The 20127-nt window shown below is 46.0% G+C and carries 23 protein-coding genes and 1 pseudogene; 7 read left to right on the forward strand and 17 right to left on the reverse strand.

All coding sequences use genetic code 11. The features are described from left to right. Nucleotides 1-12: 12 nt before the first annotated feature. From MHH48_RS18695 to MHH48_RS18705, 3 genes are all read left to right on the forward strand, one after another. Nucleotides 13-186 (forward strand): hypothetical protein, encoded by a 174-nt coding sequence (locus MHH48_RS18695; protein WP_179090593.1) that lies wholly within the window; start codon nt 13-15, stop codon nt 184-186. Nucleotides 187-707: 521 nt separating this feature from the next. Next, nucleotides 708-1055, forward strand: a complete 348-nt coding sequence (locus MHH48_RS18700) for an ester cyclase (protein WP_076321464.1) — start codon at nt 708-710, stop codon at nt 1053-1055. Between the two features lie 71 nt (nt 1056-1126). After that, the gene (locus MHH48_RS18705; protein ID WP_076321465.1) at nt 1127-1528 is read left to right on the forward strand and encodes an ester cyclase; all 402 of its coding nucleotides are present in this window, start codon (nt 1127-1129) and stop codon (nt 1526-1528) included. A gap of 162 nt (nt 1529-1690) precedes the next feature. On the opposite strand, the gene MHH48_RS18710 is transcribed toward MHH48_RS18705, so the two are convergent. The 9 genes from MHH48_RS18710 to MHH48_RS18750 form a co-directional block, all read right to left on the reverse strand. Next, a complete protein-coding gene (locus MHH48_RS18710; protein WP_076321466.1) occupies nt 1691-1999 on the reverse strand; it encodes a hypothetical protein in 309 nt (102 codons plus the stop codon). Between the two features lie 97 nt (nt 2000-2096). Then, nucleotides 2097-2291, reverse strand: a complete 195-nt coding sequence (locus tag MHH48_RS18715; RefSeq protein WP_083659579.1) for a helix-turn-helix domain-containing protein — start codon at nt 2289-2291, stop codon at nt 2097-2099. Between the two features lie 102 nt (nt 2292-2393). Continuing rightward, on the reverse strand, nt 2394-3251 hold the full coding sequence (locus MHH48_RS18720) for a GNAT family N-acetyltransferase (protein WP_076321467.1): 858 nt from the start codon (nt 3249-3251) through the stop codon (nt 2394-2396). Nucleotides 3252-3317: 66 nt separating this feature from the next. Further along, on the reverse strand, nt 3318-4106 hold the full coding sequence (locus MHH48_RS18725) for a hypothetical protein (RefSeq protein WP_256720433.1): 789 nt from the start codon (nt 4104-4106) through the stop codon (nt 3318-3320). Then, nucleotides 4045-4434: a hypothetical protein gene (locus MHH48_RS18730; protein WP_256720434.1), complete on the reverse strand. Its 390-nt coding sequence runs from the start codon at nt 4432-4434 to the stop codon at nt 4045-4047. Before MHH48_RS18730 ends, MHH48_RS18725 begins: the two co-directional genes overlap by 62 nt. Before the next feature lie 245 nt (nt 4435-4679). Further along, nucleotides 4680-4976 carry a putative quinol monooxygenase gene (locus MHH48_RS18735; protein ID WP_076322147.1) on the reverse strand — a complete coding sequence of 99 codons (297 nt, stop codon included), beginning with the start codon at nt 4974-4976 and terminating at the stop codon, nt 4680-4682. A 10-nt stretch (nt 4977-4986) separates the two neighbouring features. Then, nucleotides 4987-5625: a nitroreductase family protein gene (locus MHH48_RS18740; protein WP_076321468.1), complete on the reverse strand. Its 639-nt coding sequence runs from the start codon at nt 5623-5625 to the stop codon at nt 4987-4989. 27 nt (nt 5626-5652) lie between these two features. Beyond that, the gene (locus tag MHH48_RS18745) at nt 5653-6111 is read right to left on the reverse strand and encodes a MarR family transcriptional regulator (protein ID WP_076321469.1); all 459 of its coding nucleotides are present in this window, start codon (nt 6109-6111) and stop codon (nt 5653-5655) included. Nucleotides 6112-6323: 212 nt separating this feature from the next. Beyond that, on the reverse strand, nt 6324-7010 hold the full coding sequence (locus MHH48_RS18750; RefSeq protein ID WP_179090594.1) for an endonuclease/exonuclease/phosphatase family protein: 687 nt from the start codon (nt 7008-7010) through the stop codon (nt 6324-6326). A 603-nt stretch (nt 7011-7613) separates the two neighbouring features. Between MHH48_RS18750 and MHH48_RS18755 the strand changes: the two genes are divergently transcribed. Then, a complete protein-coding gene (locus MHH48_RS18755; protein ID WP_083659580.1) occupies nt 7614-8771 on the forward strand; it encodes a lyase family protein in 1158 nt (385 codons plus the stop codon). A gap of 309 nt (nt 8772-9080) precedes the next feature. Here MHH48_RS18755 and rpoN read toward each other — a convergent pair whose 3' ends face one another. Together rpoN and pruA are read right to left on the reverse strand one after the other, a co-directional pair. After that, entirely contained in the window at nt 9081-10427 is a 1347-nt protein-coding gene (gene rpoN / locus MHH48_RS18760; RefSeq protein WP_256720435.1) for an RNA polymerase factor sigma-54, read from the reverse strand. 106 nt (nt 10428-10533) lie between these two features. Next, complete coding sequence (gene pruA / locus MHH48_RS18765) at nt 10534-12078, reverse strand: L-glutamate gamma-semialdehyde dehydrogenase (protein ID WP_076321472.1); 1545 nt, start codon at nt 12076-12078, stop codon at nt 10534-10536. A 191-nt stretch (nt 12079-12269) separates the two neighbouring features. On the opposite strand from pruA, the gene MHH48_RS18770 reads away from it, so the two are divergent. Both MHH48_RS18770 and MHH48_RS18775 read left to right on the forward strand, forming a co-directional pair. After that, nucleotides 12270-13190, forward strand: coding sequence for a proline dehydrogenase family protein (locus MHH48_RS18770; protein ID WP_076321473.1), 921 nt, complete (start codon nt 12270-12272; stop codon nt 13188-13190). An 85-nt stretch (nt 13191-13275) separates the two neighbouring features. Then, nucleotides 13276-15015, forward strand: a complete 1740-nt coding sequence (locus tag MHH48_RS18775) for a sigma 54-interacting transcriptional regulator (RefSeq protein ID WP_076321474.1) — start codon at nt 13276-13278, stop codon at nt 15013-15015. A gap of 285 nt (nt 15016-15300) precedes the next feature. Here the strand turns inward: MHH48_RS18775 and MHH48_RS18780 are convergent, their stop codons facing one another. The 5 genes and pseudogenes from MHH48_RS18780 to MHH48_RS18800 all read right to left on the reverse strand — a co-directional run bounded on the left by MHH48_RS18780 (nt 15301) and on the right by MHH48_RS18800 (nt 18901). Further along, nucleotides 15301-15456 (reverse strand): hypothetical protein, encoded by a 156-nt coding sequence (locus tag MHH48_RS18780; protein WP_256720436.1) that lies wholly within the window; start codon nt 15454-15456, stop codon nt 15301-15303. 12 nt (nt 15457-15468) lie between these two features. Further along, nucleotides 15469-16695, reverse strand: a complete 1227-nt coding sequence (locus MHH48_RS18785; protein WP_076321475.1) for a copper amine oxidase N-terminal domain-containing protein — start codon at nt 16693-16695, stop codon at nt 15469-15471. Nucleotides 16696-16931: 236 nt separating this feature from the next. After that, a complete protein-coding gene (locus tag MHH48_RS18790) occupies nt 16932-17303 on the reverse strand; it encodes a hypothetical protein (protein WP_076321476.1) in 372 nt (123 codons plus the stop codon). A gap of 705 nt (nt 17304-18008) precedes the next feature. Continuing rightward, a pseudogene (locus MHH48_RS18795) lies at nt 18009-18407 on the reverse strand (Virginiamycin B lyase); the annotation flags it as partial. 5 nt (nt 18408-18412) lie between these two features. After that, nucleotides 18413-18901, reverse strand: a complete 489-nt coding sequence (locus MHH48_RS18800; RefSeq protein ID WP_076321477.1) for a DUF6022 family protein — start codon at nt 18899-18901, stop codon at nt 18413-18415. A 151-nt stretch (nt 18902-19052) separates the two neighbouring features. On the opposite strand from MHH48_RS18800, the gene MHH48_RS18805 reads away from it, so the two are divergent. Next, nucleotides 19053-19751: a MerR family transcriptional regulator gene (locus MHH48_RS18805; protein ID WP_076321478.1), complete on the forward strand. Its 699-nt coding sequence runs from the start codon at nt 19053-19055 to the stop codon at nt 19749-19751. Nucleotides 19752-19908: 157 nt separating this feature from the next. On the opposite strand, the gene MHH48_RS18810 is transcribed toward MHH48_RS18805, so the two are convergent. Beyond that, entirely contained in the window at nt 19909-20121 is a 213-nt protein-coding gene (locus MHH48_RS18810) for a DUF4855 domain-containing protein (protein ID WP_076321479.1), read from the reverse strand. Between the last annotated feature and the right edge of the window lie 6 nt (nt 20122-20127).

Here is a 20127-nt window from a genome sequence, read left to right on the forward strand (position 1 = left end):
AGATGTTTCTTCTTGATAATTCGAATGATTATACATCCGCATGCCTTTGGTTCCAAGATCCGGCTGAAGTTTTCCAATCTTTACGGTTCCAAGCCTGCGGTATTCGGCACAGTGACGGCAGCTTTATCCGCAAAGAACGGGGAAATCGTTCCCGGAACCGGTCGGCAAGTTGCCTTGAATGGCTAACTCACCATAGTTATCCCTGCAGGAAAAGAAATATATACGGATCCTGTCGATCTCCAAGTAAAGGAACATGTTGACGTAACCGTCAGCGTTTATGTACCTGAGTCGACCCCTACCTCAACATGGCATTTTTCGCCTCCTAGGTCCACTTATGTTGCCGAGGGAAACCATACCGACGATAGCAACGCGGATTTTTTTCGAAAGAAGATTCATTCATACTACTGGCTTTCGGGTATGAAGGTTTTATCACAAGATGAGCATTTTCGAGTCATTGCCGCCTTTGGTGATTCCATTACAGAAGGGAGTACGTCTACTTAAGATGCTAACCATCGTTGGCCGGATATTTTCTTTGAACGGCTTCATCGAGAAAATCCAGCCTCTCCGATCTCCGTGCTCAATGCAGGAATCGTTGGCAATCAAATTTAGCCGATTGCATTCCATTGTCCCTATTCATGGATAAAATCTAATTTGTTTTGACCCAGTACAACTGATTTCAACAAAAAATAAAAAAGGAGCTGTTTTGTATGAAAACGATGGAACAAAGAAATGCAGCAGCGGTGACCGCGTTTATCAAGGACATTGCGAATCAGAGCATGTTGGAGAAGACCGATCAATTCTTTGCACCGCAAATCGTAGAGGCATTTACGGATCGGCGGTTTACCGTGGAGGAAATTCTGGCCCAAGGCGAGAAGGTCATCGCTAGAATCTTCATGACGGCTGTGCATGCTGGCCATTTTGCAGGAAATGCACCTACAGGCAGAACCGTGAAGGCAACACAGTTCCGCGAATTTCGCGTCATCGAAGGGGACATCGCTGATCACCGCGGCTGGTTCGATACGGCCACGCTTTTGCCTCAACTCCAAGCTCAATAACCGCCTATGAAGAACGGCATTTCGTCGTTAAGTCAATTCCTAATAACCCATTCATAAGGAGATGTTTAAGTATGAAAACGATGGAACAAACCAATGTGGAGACGGTAAACCAATTTATCGAGGCATTTTGGAATCAGAGTGAATTGGAGTCTGTGGATCGATTTCTGACCGACGATTATCAAGAGCTCTCTTATCAATCCAAGGAAGGCCTAAAAAAATTCGCTGCAACGATCTTGGAGGCATTTCCCGATAAACGCTACACCGTGGAAGAGATCATCGGTCAAGGGGATAAGGTGCTCGTGAGAATGACTGTGAAAGGCACACATCAAGGCATGTTCTTTGGAACCGCGCCCACGGGCAATACGATTGATGTCACGCTTTACCGTCAATACCGTGTTGTGGACGGCAAGATCGCCGAGCATCGGGGCTGGATCGACATGGTGTCCATGTGGAGCCAAATTCGGGGCAACTAACTTCCGTAAAATACAACGCTTCACATACTACCGACCCAAAACTGGGTCGGTTACGTGTTGTAATGAAAGATCATAGAGGCAGAATTAGAGCCTTACTACTTGCCCTTTGTTTTGGGACGCTTCTCATCTAGTTAGATATTCATTTAATCGGCAATAAAGACATTACCCTTCCACGATATCTGCCCGAAAATCAGTTGCAATTTCGATCATGAGGGGTACGATTTCTTGATGGGAGACGGCTACATACAACTCCCCCATATAGTGTCTGAATGGAATAAGGGCTTCTCCCTGTTTCCACATAAAGAAATCCCCTTCTATAGACATAGTGCTTTCCTCCCCTTTCACAGTCAGCACCGTCTGATAAGTAAAATCAGCTTTGGATGAAAAATAAGCTTGGCATTCTTCCAATGAAATCTCTTGACCACTTGAGTTTGGTTGCATGGATCTCGTAATTCGATAACGTTGATTCATAAATATCCTCCAAAAATAAAATGACCTTGTATCCTCCAATACATTAATTGTTAAGTCGGTCTCTGTCAATTGAGTTGGATGACTCCGACTAAGCAACCTATTGGGTCGTAGCGAACTTGCGAGTGATGTTCCTATACTTTGTCGGTGATATGCCTTTTTTAACCGTAAACTGATTGATAAAGTAAGTGTCATACTCAAATCCGGTAGCGCGTGCAATTTCATCAAGCTTCATACCGGTATGAGTTAAAAGATCACAGGCAACTTTCAAACGATGTGAAAACAAATAACCCATTGCTGTATGTCCGCATGTTTCCTGGAACTGTTTATTAAGAGTTCATGAGAATGACTTACACCATACAAACATATTTCCAAGTTCTTGAAAGCCAACCCTCGTTCAGACGCGCATCGCGTCATCCGGTTCAGGTTCCAGCGTCCACATCCCCCCATGATTAATGTAGAGGTTGCTGACGCCGACTTCTTTCAAGCGGCGCATACACTCGTATAAGAGGTTTGTCGCCAATCCCCTTCTTCGATGCGTCGGAGCCGTTCCGAACGGTTCGATAATCGCGATGTTGTTCTCGCGGTCGAGCCAGATATTTGCAAAGCCGACGACTGTATTCGCCTCGTCTAGTATAACCAAGTCGAAATCCTGACTGTACGTTGGACAGGACATCAAACGCCGGTAAATATTCATATCCGGCGCAGTCAACCCTGCTGAACCGCTCATGATCATAACCTTTTGCTCAATATTACCCATCTTAATCGGACGAACCTTGAACCCCTCGGGAAAACGAGGCTCGTGATTCGCAGTTTCCAAATCGATTACCCCGGAATACATGTACCATGTATGCTGCTCGTATCCCCTTGCCTTCAGCGTCTCTACTCGGGGATGATCCTCGACGTAACCCCAAATATAAACTTCCAATCCACTCCGATCTTCAAGCGACAGACCGCAGTAGTGTCTTTCAGCCCAGGCGAATATTTCATCTTCCAGGTGAACGTAATCAGGCCCGGTAAAACAATAAATAATTCGATAATGCCCGGGCCAGATCGCACCGATGATCGTTCCGTCTTCGATTTCACAGATTGTCAGGCTTTGAAGGAACTTATCACCGCCGAAGGCGCGGTTGTAGTCAAAATCTCCAAGACTCGGGTAAAACCGGCGGTTACGGTCGGCAAACTTTTGGGTGATCACCTTGCGAAGCGCCATGTAATCGCTCTCATCCCTATATGGCCGAAATTGTACTGTCACGTCTATACACTCTCCGTTTCTCACTTCTAGACACCTATAACCGTGACCCGTGTTATCGACATGTACTCATACTCTGTTTATATAAAATGATTCGAATTCAGTGACAGAGTCGAACTGGTTCAATGATACACCTTCTGTTCTAAGGTGATTCTCTAATTTTTCTATAAGCTGCAGAATCGCTATTCGCAACGGTTCGAGATCTTTGGGATCCAGCAACGCAGTGAGATCTGGATACCCGAAGCGATGATAAAATTCCCGATACTCGCCCAAATCGAAAATGCCAGGCCAGTGTCCTTTTTCGGCTGCGTACAGTATACGAGCCAATCCATCTTGAACACCTATAGCAACGAAAAACGCGGTTTCATAGTGGCCTTTTTCGCAAGCGGTTAGGAGTTTGTTAAGCATTCCTTTTTCCTCTTCGTAGTATCCCTTCATCCAATCTTGGTATGAACGTAATCCTTTGAGCTTGTTTCTTTGTTCTGAAATTAGATTAAGAGTGTCTAGAGTCAGTTTCTCGCAAGCAGACTTGATTTCATCTTTAGAATGGCTGAACATCATGGTGTCAAGGTAAAGATCCAGTTGTTCTGGCTTCATAGGTAGATTTCTAACTTGTTCACGATAATGGCCCCAACTACGTGTATAGTATCTTTGGTTTATCAATGCAAGAGATCTAAAAATGTGAGCGGCAATTTCTTGTGCCTGTGTTCGACAAAAGGATAAATCCATGGAGTCTTCGGCAAGTCGGAACTTCATCAAGCTAGTAAAACAATCACGCACAACAACCTCAGCTCTGTTAATCATCGTAAGCGTGTTGAATGGCTGCTCCATGGAAGATATGGTTTCGGGAAGTTTCATGAATTTTCGCTAGGTCTTCTTCTGAACGGACATACAATAGTTCACAACCCAAAATAATGGTCGTGCTCCAATCTTCAGATGTTGCCATTCTTTCAGCACGATCCCAGCCGATAGGCCAGAAATCAAAACTAATACCGTCAATTATAAACTGTAATTCTACTTGTTTCCCTCTAGGAGAGGCCGGTATGAAGAAAAATTCTAAATCCGATCGCTCAGTTGCCCTACCCTGTAAGTATGATCCGTAATATCCGACAATCGCAACATCTTGGGGGTAATGGGTCTTAATATGTTTGACAATGATATCAGCTACGGCAAAAACATCTACCATCAAATAACCTCCTTGTTCATGCATCCTGTTTAACTGCGTATTGGGAATACTAATAATGACAAATGTTGATCGTATCGCTCATTCTAGTGGCAGCACTTCAAGTTTAGGTTGTTATCCAGTAAGTGTAAAAGGAAAAGATAATTATAAACAAACAGTCCGGTTATAGGAATATCTCTTCGATCATAACTGGCACAAAAAAAGGTCAATCCTCTTGGATCGACCTTTTTTTGACTTTAGATCTTTAATTATTTTCTAATAGGCTGACCTGTAAGAGCTTGAACCTGTAACGGAGCTGTCAAGTATTTTGGAGCATTAGCTACGAACGCCTGAAAATGGCTGCTTGCATTGTGAGCCCCTACTGCTTCTTCATCTTTCCATTGTTCAACCATCACATATGTGTCATCCTGATCTGTATCCTTTAGGAGTTTATACGACACATTCCCTGCCTCCGCGCGGGATGACGCAATAAGTTCTTGTACGGACTCCAGAAATTCCGCTTCTACTTCACGGTTTACTTTCATTTCTGCATGAATAATAATCATAGTCATAACCTCACTTCCACTCCGCAATGCGGTCAATAGGCAGACGAGTTGTTCTACGTGCCTCTTTAGCAGCTTTACCTACAGATATGAGCATAACCGGTACATAACGTTCCTTTTCCATACCAAATGCTTCCGCAATTCGGGATTTGTCATATCCGCCAATCGGGTTTGTATCATATCCACGGGCACGAGCAGAAAGCATGAGCTGCATGGATACCAAGCCGCTATCAATAAGAATCATTTCGCGAAAAGCTTGTGCTGGTATACGTGCAAAAAGATCAGTATAGTTAGCCATCAGTTGATCTTTAATCTCTTGCGGCAAATAGCCTCTTTCCACAGCAGTACCCATAATTTCGTCAGCATTATCAAATGCGTTCATATCTCCGAAAACGGCGATGACTGCAGAGGAAGTTGTAACTTGTGTTTTGTTACCTGGTGCAAGCTCTTCAAGCGTCGCTTTACCTTCTGGGCTATCAACGACAAGAAATCTCCAAGGCTGAAGATTAACGGAAGATGGTGCCAAAGTTGCTTCTTCCAAAATCTCAGTCATTTCCTCACGGCTGATTTTAACCGCTGGATCGTACACACGCACAGAGCGACGGGAGGTAATTATTTCTTTATAATCATTGATTAGGGATGTTACAGTCATGATATTCTCTCCTTTAATCTCTATAAGTTAATTGGTCTTACTAGATTCTTTCATCTGTTGAATCTGGCTGTTCAGCTTCTGCAGCACTTGAACAAACGCAAGTCGTTCTGATTCTGTAAGGTCTGCCTGCAGGGCCTCCATAAATCGATCTTTCTCCGCTCTAAACGTTGCTACTTTTCTCTTGCCTTCTTCGGTTAGCTGAACTAACGTAATCCGGTTGTCATTCTCACATCTGGTTCGCAGAAGCATTCCTTCCGCTTCCAACTGCTGAACATGTCGGGTCACCGCAGCAGGATCAATAGACACTGCCTTCTGCAGATCCGATTGGCTAATTTGGCCCCCCGTCAGTTTGCATAAGAGTTCGAGCCGATTGGGACTAACTCCAGCACATCGTTCAAACCGGGTCGCTATATGCTTGTTTAAATGCATTAGCAAGTACAGCAGGTCTTCTGTATGACATGTAGAGATGATAAATACCTCCTTCAATTCATTGACTCATCAATAATTGACGGGTCAATCATATATCTTTATTTACAGAAAATCAAGTCCCCTTGCAGAAAATAAGACCGACAAAGATTCCGTTCAGGGAACTTCATCGGTCTATTCAGTAATTTTAATTACTTAGCTTCTACACCTGGATGAGGTTCATTTCTTCGTGGATAAAACACAAAGTCTTTATGACAGATCATCCCAATCTCTTACTGCCAGCGAAGTTCTGCAATGACCGGATAATGATCCGACGCGTCGTAAGGAATAACCCTGGCTGTGGCCAGTTCTGTCGGCATGTTTACAAAGATGTGATCGATCTCCTTACCATTTTCCATGGTAGGCAGGTTGTTCTGAAGCGTGACTTTTTTCCATCGGGCGTTCAACCGTTTCATGAAAGGATCGTCCATCTCCATATTAAAGTCCCCGGCCAGGATCGTCGGTTGTTCCAGTTTCTCTAAAACACTCCAAAGAATTGGATTCTGTTTTATCCGTTCCCTCATATGTACCCCCAAATGCGTATTTACTACTGTAACCACGTCTTCATTGATTTGCAGTTTTACCATTAAGATGCTCCTTCTCTCTTTAGACCCGCCAATATACTGAATTTCTTTTGAAATTATCGGATAGCGGCTTAAAATAGCGTTTCCATATTGAAAAATAATGAGATTAACGCTAGGAGAGAAACAAGCGTGCATCCCGAGCTGTTTAGCCAGCCTTTTCAGCTGATCTCGAAAGCCGCTTCGGGGCAGAAAACGGTCCACCCCTTGCAATGCAACAATATCCGGTTGGACTTTTGTGATCACTTCCGCTATGCGGCTCAAACTTGCTTTCCCATCTAATCCTTTTCCGTGCCGTATGCTGTAGGACATTACTTTCAGATTGATGTTGTTATCCATATGAATCACCTTTTCCATTTTATCTATCTAACCTTCGTGTAATTTACAATGGATATAAAAGTTAATGATCAGATGAAGCGATGAAATCTAACAGCAGGCTTAGCCCTGAAACCCTTTGTTATTTTTTCACAAAATGTCAATATTCATAAGTCCCAATTAATGTTAATAACGCTATATATAAACTACCATCCCTTTACCCTAAATAAGAACGGAAACTGATCGTGAATATTCTTACAACAACAGAATCAACCTTTTCAACAAACATATCCAGGGGCATCATGCAGCGGTCGCTATTTGCAATTAAATAAGGCCGGATAGCATACTCTGATGTATATCGTTTTGTAATTTCATACATTGCATGCAAGGAGATACGCATATGAAGTCACGGTAGGATAAGCTAAAGTGTGGTGAAGCTCCTGGTACTTAATCAACTCCACTCTGACTTCTTCAGCCAAAGATTAAGGTTTCAGAGAAGGACTCGTCTTGATGAATGAATTGTTCCTCCAAAGAGCCCATGTCTCGAAGAATCCCATCTTGATGGCACGAAAATTGCTTATTATCCCTATAAGGAAATGACGACACAACATTTTCGAAAGGGATGAGATGATGATGTTAAGAATTGAGCGGGACAAGAATGGAGAGGTCAACGTGCCCTCCCATGCATACTACGGTGTGGAGACGATGCGCGCTGCCGGAGAATATCCCACTGTGAACGCTCGCGTCCATAGCGAATTTATTAAGGCTTTGGCTTCCGTCAAAAGCGCTACCGTACGTGCAGGCATAGAGCATAGCATCGTGCCGGAGCGAATCGGAAATCTCATTATGAAGGCGACGGATGAAATCATGGATGGAAAGCATTCGGAGCAATTTATTACAGATTATATCCATGGTTCTTCAAGCAATATCCTGAATGTGAATATGAACGAGGTGCTTGCCAACCGGGCACTGGAGCTGATGCTTGAGGATAAAGGAAACTATGCGGTGGTTGATCCAGACATTCACGTGAACGGCCCTCATACAGCCGATTGGATCATTTCGACTACGCTAAATGTCGCCGCCCATCAATCTTCGCACAAGTTAATCACAGCCATCGAGGGATTAAAGTATCGATTATGGATGGCAAAAGAACTTCTCGAGGGACAACGTCCGGCCGATTCCGCGGATTCTGTTATGATGGTGTCGACACGACTGATCCGTTCTTTCAGGGAATCCGCGAAGCAGCTGCAGCTCGATGCGACGCCGCTCACGGAAGCCGCCTCCCGATTAAAGAGCATCCGGATCGATTCCGCACCGGATGCTGCCATGCCCCATTCGTATTGCGAATTAACGGAGAGAACCGTCTCTTACTTAAGGCAAATTACCCGTACTGATTATTTTGCAGCAAGTCACTACCAAGATTCTTCTTCCGGCAGCAAAAGCGCCTATGCAGACCTTTCATCGGTTCTGAAAACATTGGCTGTTAATCTGTTCAAGCTATGCTGCGATATTCGGAACGCCTTTATGAGTGAGAAGGATATGAATCCGCCGAACCGCATTTACTATGAATCGGCTGGATTTTTGCATCAGATCTGTATGCAGGTTATTGGATATGACCATATCATCAACCTCGCCGAGGAAGCCGGGATGCCTGATGACGACACCGTTCCTCCGGTAATCCTCTACCATTTAATGGAGTCGCTTGACATTATGATGAAGGGAATCGGATCGTTTGCAAGTTCGCTGACACGAGAGCAGAATGATGCCGATACAACAGCCGACTGAAGGAAAATGACGCACCGCCTCAGAAGTATTGAAAATCGAATAGGAGGCTACTAATAGTTGAGTAGCCGACCTTCCACACCACCGTACGTAAGTTCGGTATCGGCGGTTCAATCGCTTAAGTGCAAGTTACGCATGCGCTCGTACTGCGCAGGAAAGTCATAATATCCTGCCTATGCGAGCTTTTCATTTGTAATCGAACGCTGTAATATCGCGCTTACGGCTATATACAGATTTTCATCTCCAAGTTATCGCCCATGCTTGGCGGACCCAAGTAAGGGTGTCTCGGAAACCTATCCGAGACACCCTTTTCTATCTGCGCTTGCGGAATGAGGAGGGCATAATCTGCATTTGTTCCCGATACTTCGCAACCGTTCTGCGAGACAGCCGGATTCCCTCCGCTCGCAGCATATCCGCCATATGCTGGTCCGAATAGGGAATGTTTTTATTTTCGGCGTCGATAAGCTCCTTGATTCGGGCTTTAACACTCCGGGAGGATACACCGCTACCGCCCGTCGTCGATAGTCTAGCGGAGAAAAAATATTTCAGAGGGAGCACACCATGCGGCGTAAGTACGAATTTACCGTTCACCGCCCGGCTAACGGTCGATTCATGCAGGTCCAGTTTGGTGGATATCGTATTCATCTTCATCGGTGCAATTCCCTTGATTCCTTCAACCAGAAACTGTCGCTGCTCCTCCATAATGGCATTGACGACCCTCATCAGCGTCCGGTTCCTCTTCGCCAAGCTCCGAACCAGCCAACGGGCAGATCGGACGCAGCTGCTCAAATACGAAGTTGCTTCGGCTGATCCCCGCAACTTAACCCATTCTCGGGAGGAGTTGTTAATGGAGAGCTTGGGGAGATTTTCCGGATGGATCGACACTATGAAGCCACCCTCATAGTATTCGACGATCGCATCCGGAACGATATACTCTGGCTCTAATGAGGCATACGCCAGCCCCGGACGAGGATTCAATCCGCGAATATATTCCGATGCCGTCCTTGCCGTCTCCATGGGTATGTTCAAAGCCATTGCGATCTTCTCCAGCTTCCCGTATGCCAGCTCCGACATATATCGGTCTGCAACTTCATACGCATACGGAGCGGCCGCCGGATCTCTAATAATCTGCAGCAGCAGGCATTCACTCAAATCTCCGCAGCCGACACCGGCAGGCTCTAACGATTGCAATGCCTCATGGGCGGTCCGAATAAGCTCTTCTGATACGTCAAGCTTCCTTCTGATTTCGGTGATCGGGATATCCAGATATCCGTCATCCCTTAGATTCCCCGCCATAAATGCCGCAATTCGGTATACCTCCCTTGGCAAGGGGAGCATACGCAGTTGGCTCCTAAGCCTTGACTCCAACGTGTCCTGCAACTGCCTTGCGTTCCGTAATGGGTCCATCTCGTACCCATTGCTGATTGTGGCCCTTCTCCTGTAGCCATAAGCGTCGTAATCCCGTCTGAATTCGAGTTCAAGGACCGGGTTTTCAGCTTCCTGCTCCTGTAAATACCGGACCAGGTCTTCGGCGGACATGGTTAATATATGAATCGATTGCTTCAGTTCAGGAGTTATTGCCAGCTTCGTGCTTTGGTCTTGCACTAATTGATAGCCCAGCAACAGATTCTCCTCCTCCCGCAGGCTCTCTTCAATCAATATACTGTTCCCTCTTGACTATACTCAAAAACATTCGAAATGAACATCATGATTTCGTGTCTAATATTTTAGACTATATATGTTGAGCGTTTTGATGTTCATCCTGCTAGAAGCGCTCAGCTACCAGCTTTGCCTGCGTAAACAACAGCAAATAATCCCGACCGCCGGCTTTTGAATCCGTGCCTGACATATTAAATCCGCCGAACGGATGCGTTCCGACCAAGGCGCCAGTGCATTTGCGATTGAAATACAGATTGCCAACGAAAAGTTCGCGTCTTGCCTTCTCCAGATTCGGCCCGCTACGAGAAATGACGGCACCGGTCAAGCCATAATCCGTATTGTTGGCATACGCCACCGCCTCATCAAAGGTTTTCGCCTTCGTGAATGTAACTACCGGACCGAATATTTCTTCCCGCGAAATCCGGGCATTCGGGTCTACATCCGCGAAAATCGTCGGTTCGATGAAGAATCCGTTCGGATCTCCTGTGCCGCCACCAAGGACCAGGCGTCCTTCCTGTTTTCCGATTTCGATATACTCCTGAATTTTAAGGTATGCCTTTTCATCAATAACAGGACCTACATCGGTTGCGGCGGCTGCCGGGACACCCATTACCAGCTGACTTGCCCGCTCCACTACACGCTGCAGCACGATGTCGTAGACTTTCTCATGGACGATAGCCCTGGAACAAGCCGAACACTTCTGCCCGGAGAAACCGAAGGCGGACAGCGTTATGGCGTCCACCGCCAGATCGAGGTCTGCATCCTGATCAACGATGATCGCATCTTTGCCGCCCATTTCCGCAATGACACGTTTGATCCATTTTTGCCCAGGCTGCGTCTTGGCCGCCCGTTCATTGATGCGGAGTCCAACATCGCGGGAGCCTGTAAAGCTGACGAAACGGGTCAGTGGGTGGTCAACAAGGTAATCGCCGACCTCTCCACCCGGTCCAGGAACGAAGTTGACGACGCCTGACGGCAACCCCACCTCTTCGAGCAGTGCCATAAATTTAGCAGCGATGACAGGTGTTGGACTGGCCGGTTTAAGGACGACGGTATTCCCGGATACAACGGCAGCCATCGTCATGCCTGCCATAATGGCCAATGGAAAGTTCCATGGCGGAATGATGACACCGACGCCTAAAGGCAGATAATACAGCTCATTCTCTTCTTCCTGGCTAACCGTTAATGGCTGCGGCTGGCTAAGCCGCTGTATCTCGCGTCCATAGAACTCCAGGAAATCGATCGCCTCCGCCGTTTCAACATCCGCTTCTACCCGGGTCTTCCCAGCCTCAAATGTCATCAAGGCGGAAAATTCATGTCTGCGCCGGCGCAAAATAGCTGCTGCCCGGAATAAATAACGTGCACGCTCATTCGGATCAGTCCGCTTCCAAGTCTCAAATGCAGCTGCAGCCGCCTGCATTGCCTGCTCCGCATATTGTACATTCGCCTGAGATACGATACCGACCACCTGAGCTTTATTCGCAGGGTTAATGGAGACGGCTTGCTCAGTCATGATGCGCTCACCTCCGATGATTAGCGGATACTCTTTGCCAAGTCCTGCCTCCGTCTGCTCAAGTACGCGGTCATATTCCGCATTGTTACGCTCATCCTTAAAGTTAACAAACGACTCGTTCCTGAATTCAGTTCTCATAATTATTACCCACCCTTTTTCGTGTGATTTGGGTAGAATCGTCAAACCCTATTCCACCGGTCCTCTTGGATAATAAGCAATTATCGTGCCAACTGTGCTTGTTTCTTTCGTCTGGAACGATTTTTGCTTGCAGTTAAACCTGGTAAAGATTCATTGCACGAGCAATGACAGCCTGAAAGGAGAAATCAACCGTGGATAGTACTGAACTCTATCGAAAAGTATTATTATCAGTTTCCGGCAATAAACTGGTCGAGCATCTTGCCCTTCGGTACGGCCGTAAATTAGCAGCTAAATTCATTGCAGGTAACAGCTTGGAGGAAGCGTTGGATGAAATTCAGAGGTTGAACGAGAAAGGGATCATCGTCACATTGGATCATCTGGGGGAGGGAATCACACAGTTATCGGAAGCTGCAGGCTACAGAGAGGAATATATACGCTTAATTAATGGGATCGCCATGCGGAAGATGAACTCCAACGTATCACTGAAGCCAACGCAGATGGGCTTGGCCCTTGATCCGGAAGCATGCTATAGCAACATTCGGGACATCGTCATCCAAGCTGAACAAGATAACAATTTCGTACGGATCGATATGGAGGATTCCCCCTTTACACAAGCGACAATCGATATCGTTCTTCGCCTTCACGGGGAGGGATTAACCAATGTCGGGACTGTGATTCAAGCCTACTTGCTGCGTTCACGCGAAGATGTGAAGCGATTGATTGAAGCTGGTGTAAACCTCCGTCTCGTAAAAGGAGCGTACAAGGAGCCGGCATCCGTTGCCTATCAGCAAATGAGCGAAGTCATCGATAACTTCAAAGACCTCATTCAAATGCACCTTGACCAAGGCGTGTACACCGCCATTGCCTCGCATGATGATCGCATCATCGATTGGGTCAAGGGATATGCTCTTAAGAACGGCATCTCGAACGATGCCTACGAATTCCAGATGTTGTACGGCCTGCGAATGAACGACCAGGCGCAATTGGCGAAGGAAGGCCACCGAATCCGCTGCTATATGCCCTACGGCAGCATGTGGTACCCGTACTACACCCGACGGCTGGCAGAAAAGCCTGCTAATCTATGGATGGTCGTCAAAAATATGTTCAAATGATTTACACTGGAAAACAGGCCCGGTATAATGGCCCTAGTACCAGATTGTAAGCATTTACATTTCCCATAAAATAGGGGGCAATCGAATGAAGCATCTATTGCCGGACGTGGAGCATTTCATCCGCACGGACTGCATAATTGTAGATCTGACCGACCTTGTAGCCATCCGGGGTGCACGGATGGCTGCCGAGTTCACCCCTGTTTTTGTCAGGGATGAGTCCGGTCAATATGCACTGCTGCCTGTATCGGCAGCCGAAACCATTCTGAATGTTCAAGATATCCTGATCAACGTCAAGACAGTAAACACAGATGATCCGTTAACGAAAGTCTCTGCTGCCTTCAACTCTTGTTCATTGGCGATCGTTCTTAACGACGGCAAGGCTGTCGGTTACCTTTCCGCACAGGATGTTATGGATGCGGTGGTGCAGGCTCACCGGGTGCTGGAGGCTTATTTTGCAACAACGCTGGGTACCTTGGACCCGGACGTTGCCATTACGCTGATTGACGAGGAAGGATGTGTAGCCGTCTGGACGTCAGGAGCGGAGCATATATTCTCCATTCCGAAAGACGATATCATCGGCAAGCCTGCTTCGGATTTCTTTCCCGTCGATCGTCTGCAGTCTCTTCGCACGCTCGAAACCGGCCAGCCCGCCTATAAAATGCAGCATCGGCCGCGGCACGACCTGTTCGTCCTAATTAATTCGAATCCGGTTACTCTCGAGGATCGGATTATCGGCGCCGTTGCGGCGGAATCAGACCTGACCACCCAAATGCGGCTGCATCAAGAGCTGCTGCAGATGACAAGCAAGGTCCATCATCTTCAGAAGGAAGTGGCCCTGCTGAACCCTGCGGCAGACCCATTTCAGCATATCAAGGGAACGAGCCGCGCGATTAAACACAGTATCGAAACGATCAAGAAGATCAGTTCGACGAAAGCGACGGTGCTTATCCTGGGTGAGAGCGGTACCGGAAAAGAATTATTCGCGAAGGCGATCCACGAGTCCCGCGAGTCGATGAACGCCCCCTTCATTGCAATCAATTGCGGAGCCATACCAGCCGCACTGTTCGAGAGCGAATTATTTGGCTATGAACGGGGCGCTTTCTCAGGTGCAGACCCGAAAGGGAAAAAAGGGAAGATCGAACTGGCCCGCGGCGGCACCCTATTCCTTGACGAGATCGGAGAAATGCCTCTTGATCTTCAAGTCAAGCTGCTGCGCGTGCTCCAAGAACGGAGTTACTTCCCGGTCGGCGGCACGAAGTTGCTGCAGGCCGACTGCCGGATTATCGCGGCCACAAACCGTGATTTGAAGCGGATGATTGATGACGGTAGCTTTCGCGAGGACCTATATTACCGGCTAAACGTCGTAACTTTGGAGGTTCCCCCCTTACGTGCCCGCAAAGAAGATATTTACGAGCTGACACAGTCCTTTCTTCACGAATTCTCGCTCGTTTATGGCCGCCATATCCATTCGTTTACGCCGGAGGTATTCGAGGATTTGCTTCATTACGATTGGCCTGGCAACATCCGCGAGCTGCGCAACACCATTGAGCGGCTCGTCATCTTCTCTACCGAAGGAGAGATTCGGCGCGAATATTTGCCAGACCATATTTATTCCGGCGATAAGAGTCCGCAGCTGGGAGAGGATGTTGGTCCAAGCACCGCACCCATCAACGGTGCTTCATACCAGGCTAGGCTTGACGAGTACGAGCGGAACCTAATGCGTGAAGCGCTTGAAGCGGTCAACGGGAACAAGTACACGCTGGCGAAGCAGCTCGGCATTTCGCGGGCTACGCTCTACAATAAGCTCAAACGGCTGAAACTGTGAAGCTAGTTGGATGGACGATGTCTAATATTTTGGACACTTCAATTTTGAATGTCTAAAATTGCATACATAATGGAATTATCATCCAATTATGAATCATACACGCTTGTACCTTGCTTTTCTTGCTGACTTCCATCGTATTGCTCTGTTCATTATTTCCCAAAAACGAAAGGCAGCTGATCGTTTGATCAGCCGCCTCTTTATCATGGTTCAACTACCGTATCCAGTTAGCTAAATAAACTCTATTTCTCTAGCTTGTCATTATTTGTTATTTCAACCTCTGACAGGCTAATCACGGATCTCAAGCTTTCGTTTCTGTAGTCCATACAAACCGGCAGCAGCAATCGCTATAAAAATTGCGCTGGATGCTACGCCGACTTGCAAGCCGTACCGGTTCGACCACCACATCTCCGACGATGGGATCGATAATCTGTCCAGAGGCAAAAAAGCAGCTTCTTATTTCATGTCCTTCCAGCTTTTGAAATCGTGAATGGCGAAGCCGGCATAGCTTGTGTAGTGCTCCAATTGATTATGGGCGGACTGCAACTCTTTTTCCATCACTTCGCTGCTCATGGAATAGAATGAGACCCGTGGCCCCTCTTTGCTTTCGAGCGTTTCTACAGCAACAACAACTTTCTTCTTCAACGTGGAGGCTTCTCTCAGTATGGCCTGCGCATTCTTCACAATTCCATTGTTGCCTAACGCATAATTCCGATAATTCATGATGACTAGGCAATCGAACTTCTCTAGCATCCATGCGCTCATACTGTAATCCTTCCCCGGTACATTAATCGTATTTAGCCAAAACGGAACGTCGATCGCAATTTTCAAGCCGCTCCCTTTGGTTTCTTTCTCGATCAGTCTCAAATTGTCCATCCAGCTTTCAAGAATCGTCTTATTGTCCTTCGTCCATTCACTTAGCGCATAAGGTTCAATATCGAAATGCAATCCCGAAAAGCTTGCTTCCGGGCCAACAGCGGCGTTATAGGCTTTAACCCACGCTATAAATTTTTGAATATCCTCCTGCTTAGACCTATAGGCCCATTCGGGACGACCCTCAAGTGCCTCCACTTGAATTCCTTCGCTCTTCGCTTTTCGAATAAAACCCTCATATATTGCTGGGTCTATGTCTCTATCAACCTGAAGGTAAATATCCGTTAACCCTTTTATTCTTGCAAAACTTATAATTTTATCTTGATCCTGTTTCGGGATGTTGCTATCCCATATCCATGTTCCTTTCGGAGCACGAGCCACTGAGGTCATGACGCTCACCAGATTGAGAGAAGGCTGCCAATCCACAATTGCATGCAAGGCTTCACTAATAAAGCGAAGCGGAACCATCGTGCGACCGTTTTTGAGCACCGCCGACCCTTCAAAATCTACTCTTTTTCCATTCACCAGTGCATGATTATCGCCAATCATCAATATAATGATGTCACGGTTAAGCAAGATCGTGATTTGTTTTAATTTTCCGCTCCATTTCGTAGTAGCTCCGAGCTTGTCGGATACAAAAGCAAGTGGAACCATCGTAAGGTTGGTTTTTTGATCGACGTATGGGTGTTCATCTGGGAATTGTACTTCACGGCCATCCACGGATACTCGGACTTCAGAAGCGTAGGTAGCGGGGGTAAACGCAGCTAAACATAGCATGATAGCTAACGTGCATACTAGCAATTTTCTCATGTGTGACTTCCTCATCTTATTTTTTTATTTTCCTTACTGTGCACTCAATGTTCGACTATAAGATTATAAGGTATGTAATAATTGGTAACAAGAACAACGACGCAACGAAGCGTCGTTGTTCTTCTGATAACTTCCAAGTTATATATGGAATTTCGGTTTCCAGCGTTATTTTTTGAGCGTAATCCTACAGGTCTTCTATCCTTGATCCAGTATCGTTTTACGCCGAGAGCCGCATTTCACTTAAAATTTATTGTGTGAACCTCAAGAGCTTCTATAGCTGCTTCAATAGAAGCAATGCGTCTTTCAAGTAACGTCTTTTGAGGACTACCTTCTTTAGCGTTTTCATGCTGTTTTTCTACAGATGGAAGAATACCAATTATAACCTTTCGGGCTTCAAGGATGTTTTCCTTTTCGTATGAAAAATCTGCTCCATGCCAAGCATTTTCTAGACTATCTAAGGCGATTTTCACTGCATCCAGTCGTTTCTTAACGAGGGTTGCGTTTGATCCTTTCTCAATCATATTCTTGTAGGCATTTTCGAGTTTGCTTAAAGTTGACTGCATCGATTTTATCAACAATGTTTGGCGTTCTGGACTAACAGCTTTCAATTTTCTCACTCCTCACTCCCTTATGTATTGTACTCAACGTAAGGTGCTGATCCCATAGGTCGCTGCACCCAACTCGTGAGCAGTTACATGCGTCACAGCCAGGGCCTGCCCGTCGAGCCTGTGCTGCGTTAGCTTCAAAGGCGGCCTTACTTGATTGAGTTCAATCACTCGACAATGGCGGTCTTCATTTGGTTGTGCTTGCTCGAAATAATGTAGCTCATGTTGTGCGCAATCGACTGCCTATATCGTAAGAAGAGGATAATCCGTATCTGCCAATGTACCGCCCGACTCATAATGACGAAGCTAGGGGCTTCCATTACAATCCGCTTCCTTTCGATTCCAATATAAGTGTACAACATTTATGCAAGTGCAAAGATAAAACTGACATTCCCTTCATTTCCCTAATATCAATATAAAAAGATTATCGAAGTACTTTAATGTTTTCTCTAAAGATTGTTTGAAACATATGAGGTACATTAGATCATTCTCCTCTACTTGTAATGACTCAATTATGGCTACAAAAATGATCTATCAGGCTATTCGGCTTTGTTGATGTGTTTTTCAACTATAGTGTCCTTTAGCTAAATAATCTGTTGATGTTAATCAATTAGAAGCTCTTGTCATCGAGTCACGACAAGAACTTATATACTTAAAAGAAAAAAGCCGCATAGAATGCGACTTACACAGTTTTCATGTTCTTGTCGTCCGACAATTCAGTGTTGGAATTGGAAATTCTGTTACATCACCTTCGGTGGCTATTCTGTCGACCGAATTACCTCGTTTCTGCGTAAACCATAATGCCCCGTCTAGGCCGGGAACAATAAATGAAGGAAATGAGTCTGAATTAGGCAACTCAAATTCGGTCATCTCCCCCGATGTGGTTAACCTTCCGATTCTGCCGCTATTCATTTCCGTAAACCAAATCGCACCTTCCCGATCTTCCGTTATGCCGAAAGGCGCTATTGGCTTGATACTCGGTAAACCGCAAGTCCCGATCCGATCCGATATAATCGACATCACCCCGGCATTCTCTGTCGGCAGGGTGAACGAAGTGATCTCGCCCGCGTCATTCATTCGTCCGATCCGATTGCCCCGTTGTTCCGTTATTTTTATTCCTTGATCCGTCGAATCCCTCGCGCGATTTGTTCCCTCTCATGCTCGCTCAGCGAATATAGTACAGGTGCCATAGGAATGTCGAACTTCAGATGAGAATGAGGGATTTCCGTCAATAATGTTCCAATGGGCTGTTGACTATTCTTACTACGTATAACGTTCCAGAAAATTCTGGACCTATTTTCCTCGGTCCCCCATTTTTCAAGCGAGTTGCGAAATAGCAGACAACTCCCGATTACAAAATCATGCTCCTTGAGGGGCTCCGTTGCTTCGAAACCTGCATCTTCAAGGCTATCAAAGATTACGGGCATCAACTGGTCCAAATAAAGCCCATAGGCAGCATCCTCGATTTCACGAAAAGCGATCGTTAACTCATCAAGCATCGAATCGTATAGTGTTTTCCATACCGATTCGATATATTGATTACCTGCCCCGCCAATCTCCTCAATTGTCATGTCGTAACGGAATACTGGTTTTACAGTCATATATACTCCTCCTTGAATTGGATTATCTCCATCATATAACATGTAAGCCAATTGGAAGGTTAGAGGATAAATTTGAAGGAAATCAATAAATAATCAAGAATAACATTACAACTGTTTTAATGTTGTGCATTGTTCACGAAGGTGGGATAACATGGGCTTTCGACCCAAAAAACTGGCTGAAAAATACGGGTTAAGCAGCAGCACCCTGCGGAACTACGAAGCGAAGGGGCTGATACCTCCTGCAGTTCGATCTTCAAATGGATATCGTATGTATACCGAACGGCATGAAGCTTATCTGGCATGTATTCAAGCCATGGCTGCCGGATTCGGTATGGAAGTAACGAGCGAGGTAATGCATTGTCTTGAGCGAAATGAGTTGAATGACGCATTGTGGATCGTCAGGGATCGGGAGGTCGTGCTGCATCGGGAAAAAGCAAGTTTAGATCAACTGGTAAGGGAATTGAAATCGTATTCTGAAGGTAGTCAAGCTTACGACTTTAACCAACATTTCAGCATCCACGAGGTTTCCAGCCGGACAGGGGCTCCTAAATCGGCAATCCGTTACTGGGAGCAAAGCGGCCTGTTTACGGCTAAGCGAGACCCAGATAACGAATATCGTCTTTATAATGAAGCGCATCTCTTTAAAATTAGGATGATTCAGGTACTGCAGAACTCTGTGTATTCCGAGGAAACCGTGAACTTAAAACAATCCATTGCACGATTAGAACTTGAGAACATCGAGCATGCGATGAAGCTTTCTGAATGTATCCAGGCTTACCTGAACAAAACGATCAAACTCCAGATGCGAGCGCACTATTTTCTATATCGCTTAATTAAAGACCCATTGTAGTGTATAGATTAATAAACATCGACCGATTCAAAAGAAGCCATGGTAACAGCGTAGGATTATCGCTGTGACCATGGCTTTTATTTATTTGGAACTAAAAGTTATCCGTATCATGGCGCGAGGAGTATTTGTCATGAAAGACCTTGGTTCAAGGCCGAAATCAACGATAAACAAGCCGTTTGTTTTCGAATTCTCGCCAGTACATGCCGACAAGCTCCAGATAGGAATAGTTCGCCTCCTGCCATCCTTGGCGGGCCTGATCCAGCCACCACTGCATCACTTTTATCCGGTTTTCGAACGCTTCAACTATAAAAAACTGAATGAATTGCGAACTGCCCTTCTTGTACTCTTTGCCGTCGAATGTTGCGGACACTTTGGT

The sequence above is a fragment of the Paenibacillus sp. FSL F4-0100 genome (assembly GCF_037993005.1).
In the GTDB taxonomy this organism is placed as follows: Bacteria; Bacillota; Bacilli; order Paenibacillales; family Paenibacillaceae; genus Paenibacillus_AQ.